This is a genomic window from Lysinibacillus cavernae (genome assembly GCF_009724685.1).
GTDB lineage: Bacteria > Bacillota > Bacilli > Bacillales_A > Planococcaceae > Lysinibacillus > Lysinibacillus cavernae.
In genome coordinates this window covers 19127-32841 of the sequence record NZ_WMEF01000004.1, presented here as the reverse complement: position 1 = coordinate 32841, position 13715 = coordinate 19127, and the positions used below count along the sequence as shown (strand labels likewise).

The following is a 13715-nucleotide window of genomic DNA, read 5'->3' as shown; positions in this document are numbered from 1 at the left end:
CCTCTCCTAATCCAATTACTTAATTCGTAAAAGCAAATGGGTAATCTGCAAATGTAGTATCCTTCTTAGGAACTTTCCAATTTCCATATGTATGTTCCAAATAATGTACATATTCTTTGGGAACATTGATTGATTCGCCTTTAAAAAGTACTAAATCATTTTCTAAGAAATGAATATCAGATACCTTATTCATCGTTTGAATGGCAAGACCGCTTTCGAAATAAATAATCCATAAATCAACAGCGAATGCCTTTAAACCTAAGTCGAATATATCTTCAAAATTTAATACTATATTAGATACAGTTTTATCTGAATTATAAATTATTTCATACTTCCAAATCACACCTTTGTTAATTTTCAACAAAATTCCATCAATACTATGAATTAAATTATTTAATTCATAGTGCGGGATACTGAAATCTATATCATCATCCCATGTAATTAATCCTCCATCTCTTACAATTCCTAATAAAGTACCGAAATCGACGAAATAATTAATACTTAACTCTTGAAATGATTTGGATAATTCCAGCAATATCTTTTGAGCAAATTCACGTGTTTTATTATTTTGAAAAGGATATTCTACTGATTTCAAAAAAGATTTCGGCGCAGCAATTATTTTATTTTCATCTACCCCTAAGTCTAAAAGTTGTTTTTGTATTGGGTTAAAATACATGCTAGTTATAACAACATTATCAAAATCATAGTTCAAAATATCATGTGGAGGAATAACAAGATAATTCTCTAATTTCAACCCAATTTTATTCCTATCATTATCTGCTATTGCTAAAATTTCAAACTCCGATTGTTTTTTAATAAAATTTTTACCACCCTCACTAGCTCCAAAAATAATTACATTTTTTTTATTATTATCAATCATTTCCTCTTTTCCTTTTCTTCTGCTTTAATAGTCTTTAACTAAGTTTTTTAATTCCTCTATCTCTAACCACTCTTCGTTATTGTCACTCGTATAAGCAAAACCATCTGGTAATTCTTTTCCACCCTCAGCATATTTTTTTGACCACCATGGGAATTCCGGTTTAATAATATAATAATCATCAAATTCTACTGTATGGCGAGCATCGTCCTCCATAATCATTGCTTCATGTAATTTTTCACCTGGACGTATACCGATAATTTCAATTTTACATTCTGGTCCAATGGCCTTTGCTAAGTTCACAACTTTCATACTTGGGATTTTAGGCACAAAGATTTCTCCGCCATGCATACGTTCTAAATTATCTAATACAAATTGGACACCTTGCTCAAGTGTAATCCAGAAACGAGTCATACGCTCATCTGTAATTGGTAAAGCACCGGTTTCTTTCATTTTTTTAAAAAATGGTACTACACTTCCACGACTGCCTACCACATTGCCATACCGTACTACTGAAAAGCTAGTCTTTTTATCTCCAACATAGGCATTGGCAGCTACGAATAATTTATCTGAAGCTAGTTTAGTAGCACCGTATAAATTTACAGGACTACATGCTTTATCTGTAGAAAGTGCAATTACCTTCTCCACCCTACAATCAATAGCAGCCTCTATAATATTTTGTGCACCATGAATATTTGTTTTTACTGCTTCAAATGGGTTGTACTCACATGCATCTACATGCTTCATTGCTGCTGCATGGATCACAATATCTACACCATCAAAGGCTCGATACAAACGATCTTTGTCTCGTACATCGCCAATAAAGAAACGAAGTCGATCGTCTTTAAATTCTTGTTTCATTTCGTATTGTTTTAATTCATCTCGACTAAAGACAATTATTTTTTTCACATCTAATGTCAAAGCTTTATGAATAAACCTTTTACCAAAAGAACCTGTTCCACCTGTGACAAGAACAGTTTTATTTTTTAATACGTTCATAGCGCATATATCTCCATTCTAATTCATTAAATTATGTATTTTATTATACAACCAACTTCTTTCTATATATATCGACAAAATTCCTCAATCATAAATAAAAACCTACATCTCAGTAGGCTTTTATTTTGAATTAACAATGCTATTCAGTTCTTTTTGGTTTATATATGGTACTTTAGGTATAAAAACACCTTGTTCTGATGTAGTATAAAGTTTTTTTGACATTCGTTTGGCCTTATTTTCTATCCACCTTGTATAGACTTGCAAATTTGGTGTCGTGTGAATGAAAGAGCCATCATTAGCAAGAACTTCTCTTATATTCAAATCATCACTGACAGCCCTTCCTGATGTAGAATCTTTGGCATGAGTTTGATTGCCTACAAAACCTAGATCTTGTCCAAATAAAATAATCTCTTCAAAACCCAAATATTCAAGTAAGCTAATAGCAACTGTAGATACAGAGCCCCCCGTCTCAAGCAAAGGCATTTTATGTTTTTCTGCAGCCACCTCTGCTAAAGGATACCCTTGTTGAAATATTATATAAGAGTCTCCCTCATGTTTGATAACAGTTTTAGCATTTGCAGTGCTTAAAAAATACAATGGTCCAAGATATCCTGAACCTTCAATTTGTTTAATAATATCATGCTTTGCATCTGAAATTATAGCTGCTGTCGGTGTTATTCCATTTAGCAACAATAATTTTAAAGCAGAGCCTACCGCAAATATTTCAACTTTATCCTGAATTTCTTTTAACCAACTTACTGTTTTATTAAGTGATGGACCTGATGCAACAATACAAGCAATTTCCTTTTTATATTTTGGGTAACTTTGTATTTCTGGAGAAATTCGCATGTTGCTATTAAAATTATTTTTCATTAAATCAGCAGTTTTTTTAAAGGTTACTTGATTAATTTTTATATCCTCTAAATAAGCAAATAGTGAATGGTCTTGTCCAATTGCTCTTATCCAACTACCAGAAATTAGTACCTGGGTCTTTTCATTCAATATAAAATCCTTCAAATCATGAATAATTTCTATTTGTAAATCTTCGGATTCGTTGTTGTTCAAAAATAACTCATATTCTATTTTTTCAAAGAAATATACAATTACTCTTTTACCTTTTGCCAATTGCGCTAATCTTTCAGCGTGATAGCCAAGACCCAAACCAATTAAAAAATACTGTTCCTTGGATTCTTCAAATTCACTATCTACCCATTTCCAAGCATCTTCCCTAGGTCTATATTTACTATATACAGCATAATTATTTAATGTTAATGTTGCTTCTCCATTTTTTGCAGTAGCAACTTCCCAGTTCATTAGTTTTCAAACCCTTCAATTGGTGATAGTTGTTCAAAAAATGGTGCGATTTCATATTCAAACATATCTGCAACTAATACATAATCTTGCAATTCTAGCCCACTATTAATTTCATTTAAAAACTCATGTATTTGTTCAACTGGTAAGTGAACTGTTATATTATTTTTAGAAAGTAAATCACTCGCTTCTACTAACCAGCCCATTCCCTCTGAAAACTGTAAAATCATTTGCATGGCTTCTGGTACTTCATCTTTACGTAAATGTTCTGCAATTTGAATACTTCCTGAAGATACTTTTAAAATATATTCATTATAACTATTAATTACTTCAATTACTTCATTCATTGTTTTCAACCTCACTATTTTCTAATACTTTTTTTATGCACTGCTCTGTATAATTTATAGCATCTTGTAGCTGTGTATATAAGGCTTTAGTTTGCTTATTAACTCGTTTATACGTTTCAGTTGTAGTTTCATTCTCAATTGGTAAATAATGATTCAAAATATCTATCGTAATAGAATTAGTCATTGGCTCCATAGGAATTTTAACAAGAAGCTTATTAACTTTCTTATCTATACTATCTAATTTCTTTAGAGCTTTTTGATCTATCTGATTTAATGACTCTATTTTTTTTACAATAGTTAACCCATTAATTAATAATTCTTTTAGTTCATTTAAACTAATAAGAATTTGTTTTAATTTATTATGAACATCTAACTGTTGGCTTGTATCATTTACTTTCGTCACTTTGGATATTACTTTATCACCTGCAAATTTCTTAAAAAAATCTTCGAATGTCATCTGCTCAAATCCATTTATCTTAACACCACCTTCAGTACAATTAAAATAAGGTACATCTGGCTTTCTAACCGTGATAAGTGCTTCAAAATCTAATTTCATTGATTGCAAGACAGGGTTTGTCCAAACAGGCTCTCCATAATATCCTTCAACTTGAAATGCTTCTCGCTCTTTTATAAATGCTTCATCAATTTCTCGAGCATGTTTATTATTTACAGCATGTGTTAAATTATCAGTATATGCTAAATCCTGTCCAATTAATGCAATTGGTCCAGACGAAATATAATGGGCTATATTAAAAGCAGCATGAGCCACACTCCCTCCATACTCTAAAGCGGGGAATTTTAAATTAAATTCTTTTTCAAGATACATTGATAACTCATCAAAACTCTCAGTTCCAATTATATAGCCTCTTTGCGAGAAGGATTTTCTTACCTTATAGTGATTTTGCATACAATAAATGATTTCAGCATTTTTAAAGTTTAATTGTTTAAAATGGTTGTAATTTGGTTCGCCCCCATCTATCGTTACAACATAATCAGGCTCAATATCATTACTTAATAATGAATTAGTAGTTGAGCCAGCTGAAATTAATATCAAATTATTCCTATATTTTTTTAATAACGGTATTTGTTTCGTTAAAGAGGGACCCCCAGAAGCTATCACGATAGGGCAATTATATTGTTTATGCAACCTCTCAATTGTGCAATCTTTATTAAGATTACGTAAATTTTCGATAAAATTACGTTGCCACTCTTTCGCATAGCGTATTAACGTATAATCATTTGTTCTATTTTTATACTGTATATCCACTATTTTTTTTAGTAGTTCTTTATACTCCTTTGGAAATACCTTTTCATAGTTTGAAGTACAGATTATTTTAAATGCTACACGTGTATTTGCAGCAATTTTATTTATATATAGTTCAAGCATGGAAATAGCTGTACTATCAAACAAAAATAAATTAGAAGATTTGCGTTCAGGTCTTAATGTTCGACTATCAAATAAGGGATCTATTACAATAATAGTCTCTTCAAATGATCTACGCTTTAATAAAGCATCTACTACATAACCACACCCATAACCAAAAATGATATGAGTGTGATGAGGTGTGTATTGGCGATGAATTAATTGTTCTGCTTCTTTGTTGGGATTATATTTACTATGTACAAAATACTCATTTATTTTCAATGTTTCCTCGCCATTTTTGCTTGGTAGGAACTCAATATTAATATTCAAAACATATCACCTCAATACTTCTATCATCAGTTATATAAATATTTAAAAAAACCCCTAGCCAAAGCTAGAGGTTTGCGCGTTATAAATTAACCTAGTAATTGAAGAACGCCTTGTGGTTGTTGGTTAGCTTGAGCTAACATTGATTGTGCAGCTTGCATTAAGATGTTGTTTTTAGTGAAGCCCATCATCTCTTTAGCCATATCAGTGTCACGGATACGTGATTCAGCAGCTGTTAAGTTTTCAGAAGTTGCACCTAAGTTGTTAATAGTGTGCTCTAGGCGGTTTTGAACTGCACCTAAAGATGCACGAGTTTCAGATACACGGTTTAATGCTTTGTCGATAATTGAAATTGAGTTATCAGCAGATGTTTGAGTTGAGATATTGATACCTTTACCAATTTTATCTGCGTCAGTAAGTTCTGTAGCTTTAGAACCAAGAGCATTTACACCAAGTGCAGTTGCTGACATGTTACCAACACTTAGGTTGATAGATTGACCAGAGTTAGCACCGATATGGAATACTTTACCACCAGCATTTGTTGCATCGTTAATATCAAATGCTGCGCCATCTTTTACTTGTTTACCAAAAGTACCATCTAATAATTTTTGTGTGTTGAACTCAGTATCTGTAGAAATACGAGTGATTTCTTTTGCTAAAGAGTTAATTTCTAATTGTAATGCAGCACGGTCAGAAGATACGTTTGTATCGTTTGCAGATTGTACTGATAATTCACGCATACGTTGTAGGATTGCGTGTGTTTCGTTAAGAGCACCCTCAGCAGTTTGGATTAAAGATACTGAATCTTGTGCGTTTTTTGTAGCCATATCAAGACCACGGATTTGTCCACGCATTTTTTCAGAGATTGCTAAACCAGCAGCGTCATCACCAGCACGGTTTACTTTGTAACCTGAAGATAATTTCTCAAGGTTTTTAGAAGCTTGAGTGTTGTTAAAAGTAAGGTTACGGTGTGTGTTTAAAGCTGAAATGTTGTGTTGAATTCTCATTTGGAATTCCTCCTTGAATAGTTGTTTTGTTATTCCACATCCATGTGGAATTTCGGATTAGGTAGTATGTATGTACTTCCTGCCCCTTACAATCTATATATCGTTCCTAGTTTGAAATGTTTAATAGCTTTTAGAATTTTTTTTTATGTACTAGTTTTGTTTTTTTGAAGTTCATCCAATATTTCACTTTTTCTTAATCTGCTCTAAAAAGTTGGATGCAGTAGAAAGAGCTTCTCTGTTCTGTGCCTGAATAGCTTCAAACACCTCTGAACGATGGACTTTTACTGTTTTAGGAGCAACAATACCAATTTTTATTTGCTCTCCCTCAACAGCTAATATTTTCACCTCAATTTGATCACCAATCATTATAGATTCATCTTTTTTACGTGATAGTACTAGCATTACTCGGCACTTCCTTCCAATAATTGCATTGGGTAACGGAGTGGGTAGGATTTATTATCTTGAAGGACAATCTGTTTACCGAATTTTTTTTCCATGTTAATAATTAATGGTGCAAGTAAATTCATAGTTGATTCTTGAAATGTGTCTTTCATCGTTACGATAGCATATGTTAGTACGTCTTCTATTTTTTCGATTTGCAGTTGCTGGTAATCCTCTTCGCTGAGATCAAAGCTATAATCTTTTTTAAATGCAAACGGGTAAGCAATAACAAATCCTATATCTTTTTGCTTAACTGATTGAAGTAGCGCTAAAGGTAGATCTGCATCTATAGGTAATAATACAAATTTTTTTTCATCCTCTAAACCTAACAACCCTTGCTCAAATGTTAGAATTTCCTTTTCTTCAATATCCAATGCGCCTAGAAATTTTGTATCTATTTTCATTGATTCTTGCACTCCTTTAAATGATGACATCAATGTCAACATCTGGTCTTTGTACCATTGTACCAGTTACTTTTCCTGGTGTGTATTCGTGGATTGGTTTGTTCACTTTAGTGTCAATTATTGGCTCCCTACGCTGAATATTGACGTCTGTTGTGCCAGGTGTATAGTCGATTTTTACAGACCCAATTGATGGGACAAATTTAATATTGAACGGAGTACGATGTGGGCCATGATTTTGTTTTGCAATATTTCGAATTGTAGAACTACCTTGGTCTTTACCAGCACTATCCATCATTTGACGTCCCTCTCGTGCTCTTCGTGCCATTCCTTTTATTGCCTCTTGTTTTCCCTTTTCTGCGTAATTTGCACTTGATTCTAAAGGACCGATCATTCCTATATCTCTTCTTGCCTGTGAAGAGTCAATCTTCAAAACACTTCTCGTTGTATTTATATCTAAAATAGCAGCCGGTTGTTCGATATGCTGTGTCGCTTTAGGCTGTTCAATATGCTGCTGAGGTTTACCGATATGAAGATCAATTTTAGCGTCTGTTGTACGAATTTGTATTTGTGGTAGCCTCACAATAATAGCTCTCCTTTCAAGAAAAGCGTCTGAACAAAGTGTCCAAACGCTTTTGACATATTAGCGGATAAAATCCACTAGTGTTTGTTGAATGATTTTAGAACCTACAGAAAGTGCAGCCTGATGAATAGACTCATGTGTCACCATTTCAGTGATAGCTTTTGAATAATCGACAGACTCATTATCTCTCAATTGTTTTGTAACATTAACTTCACGAATACCTAAACGATTTTCCATCATCTCAACACGATTTTGACGGGCACCTATATCTGCTTGTGCCTCTAAAACTTTATTATGCATTGTTAATATATCATCATTTGTACTGGATGACGATACGCCACCAAGCATATCTCCAATTTCCTCACCTGTTTTTGTTGGATCGCCTAATAAGTCCGAAATTTTACCCATCATATCATCTATATTTTTAAATAAGTCCTTACCTGGTGTATTAACTGGAATTTGAATACCATCATATATTTCAATATTCACTGCGTTACTGTTTATAGTAGGATCAATTACTTTACCACTTCCTCCAGGTATAAACAGTGGCTGGTTTGTATTGGTTCCACTAAATATGTAACTACCACCAATATTTGTATTCCCTACATCCTGAAGTTGCTGACGAATTTGGTCAATCTCCATTTTCATTTTTTCACGTTCTTCTGGTGTGTTTGTATCATTAGCTGCTTGAATGACAAGTTCGCGAACTCGTTTCATTTGCTCGCCAACCTGATTAAGAGATTCATCGGTCGAATCTAACCAGCTACTTGCAGTAATTGTATTACGAGTGTATTGTTCCACTTTAGCTAAATCTCGACGATAGCCCATTCCCTTTACTGCTATTACTGGGTCATCAGATGGACGAGTAATTTTTGAACCTGAGTTTATTTGGTCTTGTAGCTTGGACATTTTGCCATAGCTATTATTTAAATTTCTTAGCATGTTATTTGATAGCATTGATTGTGTTACACGCATTTTTTAAAAACCCTCCTTCTTGTAAGTTTGAGTTAATTGGCCATTAATTACTTCATTCTATTGTTATAATCCAACTCGGCCCATACCGTTAATAATTTTATCCAATGTTTCATCAACGACTGTAATCATTCGCGCATTTGCATTATACGCTTGTTGGAACGTAATCATATTTGTCATTTCTTCATCTAAAGAAACAGCACTTACAGAATCACGGCTTTTGGACACCATAAGAAGTTGGGATTCAGACGAGGCAGCTAAACGTAATGCCTCTTCACCATCTACACCAACTTTTCCGACCATTGCTTGATAAAATGATTGTAAACTTGCATTATCTATGTCTGCATATAATTTATGCTGCATATTGGCAAGTTCATAAGCATTTTTACCATTTCCTTCTTCTGTCGGGTTAGACGATGCTGCTAAAAGATTAGGATTTTTTTTGATATCCTCATTAACCTTAATTCCACCAGCACCAGTTCCTTCAAAGAAAACGCCACCTGGTTTAGAAGCATTGATGATGTTTCCGTTCGCATCTTTTTCTTCAAGGGTATATCCTTTTGCATGCTGCGCATTGAATTCTTTAATAAATGCATTGGCTAATTGATCTAATTTTTGTAAAGTTTCCGTGTAATATCCTTTAATATCGCCGCCTGCACTTTGATAACCAAACGAATTAATGAGTGAAAGTAATTTCCCTTTTGATGCTTCAAAGTCTTGCTGTTTAATGGCTGTTTGTGTACTAGTGACAGCACCAGCTTCGTGTGCATCTAAAGATTCCAATCCTGTTAATTGTAATTCAGAGAAAGAATTTGTAATATCGTCGCCTGTCACCTTCGTGCCATTAGTACCCATTGCTGTGAACTGAGCGAAATCTTTACCGTTTACTAAATCTCTGACAACACCATCTGCGCCTTTAAATGTAATTTTTAAGCTGCCTTCTGCAACCTCTGATGCTAAACCACCAGAAGGAATACGTTCAATTGATACCGGGATATATTCATTTAGTTTATCGACTAACGTATCACGAACATCATATAAATCATTTGGTACATGTCCACTAGGTTCAACCTCTTGAATCTGTTTATTAACAGCAGCAATCTGCTTTAGGATGGTATTAATTTGAGTTGTTGAAACATTAAGTTCATTCCCAAGATTGCCCTGAATCATTTTTAATTGTTTATCAAGGTAATTAAAGGATTCAGCTAAGTGCTCCGCACGACTAATGGCTACTTGACGTGAAGCACCATCTGCAGGCTTTGTCGCAATATCTTGAAGACCCTTCCAGAACTGTTCGAAAGCTTTATCTAAACCAAATTCTGAAGGTTCATTCATAACATCCTCCATTTGGGCAATAGCATTTGTTCTAGATTCCCAATAACCTAACTTATTCGTCTCTTGACGATATTGACGGTCAATAAATTCACTGCGAATACGTTGAATTGAACTTGCTTCAACCCCAGTGCCAAGATGTCCTGGATAAGTCGGTTGGTTTAATCCCGCTGTTGGAAAACCAGGTGTTGCCTGCATGTTTACTCGTTGGCGAGAGTAGCCTAATGTGTTGGCGTTGGAAATATTATGTCCTGTTGTGTATAAAGCTGTTTGTTGTACGAAGAGGCCGCGTTTACTTGCTTCTAAGCCCATAAATGTTGAGCGCATCTTTTTTCCTCCCTTTTATGCTTGTGAATCAAAATAGGATTTTTTTGCTATGTTATTGGTTCCGCGTACCTCACTGCTAGAGTAGTTCATTTGCTCTGCACGAGGTTTTACAGCATCTAATGTTAGATTGACGATTTGTAGTGATTGGAAAACGAGTTTTTGATTTAAGTCGTTTTGTTTTCGTAGTTCATTAATAATTTGTAATAACCGATCTCGAATTACTGAGAGTGTTGCTTTGTCAGCTTGTTGTTCAGAAGCCTCGATAACATCTGCGACAGTTGTTTTGTCAGATGAAGCAAGTCCCTTTGCTTCAAGGTAGTCCGTTACCTGTTTCTGACGCTGTTGCTCGAGCTTATCGATGGCCGCTACATGTGCCTGCTCATCCTTGAGCAATTGGTCTAGAGCTTCGATATCGCCAGCTTTGATGATTTCTGTTTTTTTAAAGGCTAGTTCGAGTAAGCTTTTATGCATTCTCTCTAGCATTGTTAGTGTAGAACTAATCGCTTCTACAGACATATCGTTATACACCCTTTCTGCTATTCCCTAGAAACGATAATATTTCAGCATATCCTCTGCTACTTTACGCGCATCTACTTTGTATTCACCAGAATCAATGTCTTTTTTCAGCTGTTGGACGCGGTCAGCTCGCTCTGTACTGTATGTTGATACGCTTTTCATATCTTGAGCAGCCTTTGAAATTTCAATTTTATCAGCAAAAGATGCTTTGTTTGTATCTGATTTCACGTTACGTACTTGGTTTTTATAGGCATTCACTGCATTAATTCCATAAGATGTAATTTTCATTTTGAAACCCCCCATCTAAAATCTTATCTTACTATTATTTCGGATTGTCTCACATAATGTTAAGTTTTCACATATAAAAAAGTGTGCTAATTTTGTTTAAAATTAACACACTTCCAGTTATTAACGTTTTCGGTCTGCGTGATAGGTTACACGATCGCGTTGCTCCACACTGTCGCGGAATTCCTTAGCTGCTTCAAATGTACGTAAATCTGCCTTTAATTCATCTTGGCATTTTGTACAAAGCTTACCTGTGGTTGTTAGGTGACCACAATTATCACATGGATAACCAAGGTTAGGGAACATGGCTGGTTGCAAGCGACCTTTGCGAACCCATTTATACAATAACTCTTCTTCCGCTCCTGTTGCTTCTACGATCCGTTCTACTGTTGCCGCACGGTTCTCACGTTTACGAAGGAAGCGATAAACGATTTGATACAGTTCTTCCTCTGATTGTGCACACTTATGACATACTTCTCGGACCCCTGTATAATTAAAAAACTCATTACATTTTGGACAATTACGAACCTCTGCCATCTGCATTTCCTCCTCTTTCAAGAAATCATATCTACGAATGCTAATCCCATCATCTATTATACATAATACATTGGTAAATTCATCCTTCAATTAGTGTGAAGTGTTGGACATTTTTAGCACCTGCCTGCATTAGGACAACTGCTGCATGCTGTAACGTTGTTCCTGTAGTTTTTATATCGTCAAAAAGAAGGTAATCTTTATGCTCAACTCGTGAGCCAGTCTTTAAGCGAAAAAGAGGTGCTACATCTATACGCTGCTCTCTATTTTTTGAGCTTTGTGTCTCAGTTGTCGTCTTTTCTAATAACTGACTATAGGGAATATAAGCTGCCTTTAATAGTTCTTCTGTATGCGAGAAAGTGCGCTCTCGTTGTTTGAGGGGATGCATGGGAATTGGTAAAATAATCGCATTTTCTTTCTTGAAGCGAGCATAAAGTTCCTGTCGAAATACTTTTGCGAGAGCCACGTCTTGTAGAAATTTGAACTGGTGTAAGTAGTCTTTCATTTCCTCATTATATTGATAGAGTGCTGTGGATGCGTGTGAACGTTGAAAGCGAGCGGCACACCTTTCACATATGGTCGGTGAAAACTGCTTTGTTAAAAGCATTTTCCAGGAAATTGTTGCTTTCAAAGGCTGTGTGCACATTAAACAATGCGATTCTATTTTATTCATCTGGAAAATCCTTTCTTATTATAAAAAAGAATTTTCGCACGTGCCTCATCCATCTCTGCTGTGATGCCGTGATGAAAGAATAGGACTTCGCCATCTGAAAATTGAACATTCCGCCCAACACGGCCTGCAATTTGAATAAGTGCATCGGCGGTAAAAATCGATGATTCTGCCCCAATAACCGCTACCTGTACATTGCTAATTGTAATGCCTCTTTCTAATATAGTTGTGGTTAATAATCCTGGAATTTCTTTATTCCGAAGCTTTAGAACTTTCTCCTTCCGCTCCGGATCTGCTGCATGCACAGCTAATATGCGCTCATTTACTAACTGTATTTGAGGTGCTGCTAGATTCATCAAGGCGATTGTTGGGAAAAACATTAGAAATGGTTCATTTCGTTTCAAACGTTCCTCTGTCCATCCCTTTAGCCTTCTAGGAATTATGCCTCGCTTGAAGCTTTTTTCATAACCCCATAAAGCACGAACTCGAGGGACTGGTAATGGGTGATTGTGGTAGCGTTTTGGGATAAAGGAGTAGCTCTCTTGTTGATAAGTTTTGAGTAGTGACTGTGATGGGGTTGCTGTAACATACACAACAGGAGCATCTTCCCTTTTAGCTTTATTTACTGCTCTTTGTAAGGTTTCATCAAATGTATAAGGAAATGCATCTGCCTCATCCAAAATCATGACATCAAATGCTTTGTCAAAGCGGTAAAGCTGATGGGTAGTTGCTATAATAAGCTGGGCATAGCCATCTTGTTTAGAGGCTCCACCATATAATGCATGAATGACTGTCTCAGGGAAAACTTGTTGAAAACGCGGATACAACTCTAACACCACATCCGTACGTGGTGTTGCCATACAAATACGTAATCCTCGCTTTAAGGCATCATGAACAGCTGGAAAAAGCAGCTCAGTTTTGCCTGCACCACAAACTGCGTTAATAAGATGAGAACGTTTTACTTTCACACTTGCTAAGATTTCATTAGCAGCCTGCTGTTGAAGCTCGGTGAATTGCCCTGTCCATTTTAATGAATGCTTGTTGTTCTTTATCGCTTTAGGACCAGTCCAAATCATCAACTGCGTACAGCTACTCACTCTTCCCATCTTAATACAATGTCGACAATATAAGCATCGTTGCTGGCATTTTGAACAATCAAATAGAGTGAATAATTGTGAGTCTGTATTGTGGCAACGATTGCATCGAATAACAGGCTTCATTTGAATTCCTTCTATTATAAAGAAGTAATTTTTCTTTATCGCCTTATCAATATCTGCTGATGAAAATGGAGAATGATTTTTCAACCAAATGCGACCTTCATGGAAATCACGTAATGCTGGTGGTAACAGCCAGCCTTTGTATTTCATTCTATCTCTCCTTTCATAGAAAAAAGCCTCTACATTTGCTGTAGAGACTTTTTTAC

At 35.2% G+C, this 13715-nt stretch carries 16 protein-coding genes; all 16 read right to left on the bottom strand.

The genetic code is table 11. The annotated features are described in order from the left end of the window. Window positions 1–19: 19 nt before the first annotated feature. Window positions 20–880: a nucleoside-diphosphate sugar epimerase/dehydratase gene (locus GJU32_RS10800; protein ID WP_155591964.1), complete on the bottom strand. Its 861-nt coding sequence runs from the start codon at window positions 878–880 to the stop codon at window positions 20–22. 24 nt (window positions 881–904) lie between these two features. After that, complete coding sequence (gene pseB, locus GJU32_RS10795) at window positions 905–1876, bottom strand: UDP-N-acetylglucosamine 4,6-dehydratase (inverting) (RefSeq protein ID WP_155591963.1); 972 nt, start codon at window positions 1874–1876, stop codon at window positions 905–907. A gap of 120 nt (window positions 1877–1996) precedes the next feature. Beyond that, on the bottom strand, window positions 1997–3190 hold the full coding sequence (locus GJU32_RS10790) for a motility associated factor glycosyltransferase family protein (protein ID WP_155591962.1): 1194 nt from the start codon (window positions 3188–3190) through the stop codon (window positions 1997–1999). Beyond that, entirely contained in the window at window positions 3190–3534 is a 345-nt protein-coding gene (locus tag GJU32_RS10785; RefSeq protein ID WP_155591961.1) for a DUF8042 domain-containing protein, read from the bottom strand. Before GJU32_RS10785 ends, GJU32_RS10790 begins: the two co-directional genes overlap by 1 nt. After that, a complete protein-coding gene (locus tag GJU32_RS10780; protein WP_155591960.1) occupies window positions 3527–5227 on the bottom strand; it encodes a motility associated factor glycosyltransferase family protein in 1701 nt (566 codons plus the stop codon). Before GJU32_RS10780 ends, GJU32_RS10785 begins: the two co-directional genes overlap by 8 nt. A gap of 86 nt (window positions 5228–5313) precedes the next feature. Then, window positions 5314–6231 (bottom strand): flagellin Hag, encoded by a 918-nt coding sequence (gene hag / locus GJU32_RS10775; RefSeq protein ID WP_155591959.1) that lies wholly within the window; start codon window positions 6229–6231, stop codon window positions 5314–5316. Between the two features lie 183 nt (window positions 6232–6414). Next, window positions 6415–6633, bottom strand: a complete 219-nt coding sequence (gene csrA / locus GJU32_RS10770; RefSeq protein WP_155591958.1) for a carbon storage regulator CsrA — start codon at window positions 6631–6633, stop codon at window positions 6415–6417. Continuing rightward, the gene (fliW, locus tag GJU32_RS10765) at window positions 6633–7076 is read right to left on the bottom strand and encodes a flagellar assembly protein FliW (protein WP_155591957.1); all 444 of its coding nucleotides are present in this window, start codon (window positions 7074–7076) and stop codon (window positions 6633–6635) included. Before fliW ends, csrA begins: the two co-directional genes overlap by 1 nt. Window positions 7077–7092: 16 nt before the next feature. Next, entirely contained in the window at window positions 7093–7656 is a 564-nt protein-coding gene (locus tag GJU32_RS10760; protein ID WP_155591956.1) for a DUF6470 family protein, read from the bottom strand. 60 nt (window positions 7657–7716) lie between these two features. Beyond that, window positions 7717–8631, bottom strand: coding sequence for a flagellar hook-associated protein FlgL (flgL, locus tag GJU32_RS10755; protein WP_155591955.1), 915 nt, complete (start codon window positions 8629–8631; stop codon window positions 7717–7719). 63 nt (window positions 8632–8694) lie between these two features. Then, window positions 8695–10287, bottom strand: a complete 1593-nt coding sequence (gene flgK, locus GJU32_RS10750; protein WP_155591954.1) for a flagellar hook-associated protein FlgK — start codon at window positions 10285–10287, stop codon at window positions 8695–8697. Between the two features lie 15 nt (window positions 10288–10302). Then, window positions 10303–10803 carry a flagellar protein FlgN gene (locus tag GJU32_RS10745; protein WP_155591953.1) on the bottom strand — a complete coding sequence of 167 codons (501 nt, stop codon included), beginning with the start codon at window positions 10801–10803 and terminating at the stop codon, window positions 10303–10305. A gap of 27 nt (window positions 10804–10830) precedes the next feature. After that, entirely contained in the window at window positions 10831–11091 is a 261-nt protein-coding gene (gene flgM / locus GJU32_RS10740; protein ID WP_036121087.1) for a flagellar biosynthesis anti-sigma factor FlgM, read from the bottom strand. Between the two features lie 120 nt (window positions 11092–11211). Beyond that, window positions 11212–11625 (bottom strand): TIGR03826 family flagellar region protein, encoded by a 414-nt coding sequence (locus GJU32_RS10735; RefSeq protein ID WP_008178864.1) that lies wholly within the window; start codon window positions 11623–11625, stop codon window positions 11212–11214. Between the two features lie 79 nt (window positions 11626–11704). After that, a complete protein-coding gene (locus GJU32_RS10730) occupies window positions 11705–12295 on the bottom strand; it encodes a ComF family protein (protein WP_155591952.1) in 591 nt (196 codons plus the stop codon). After that, a complete protein-coding gene (locus tag GJU32_RS10725; protein ID WP_196426661.1) occupies window positions 12292–13659 on the bottom strand; it encodes an ATP-dependent helicase ComFA in 1368 nt (455 codons plus the stop codon). Before GJU32_RS10725 ends, GJU32_RS10730 begins: the two co-directional genes overlap by 4 nt. Between the last annotated feature and the right edge of the window lie 56 nt (window positions 13660–13715).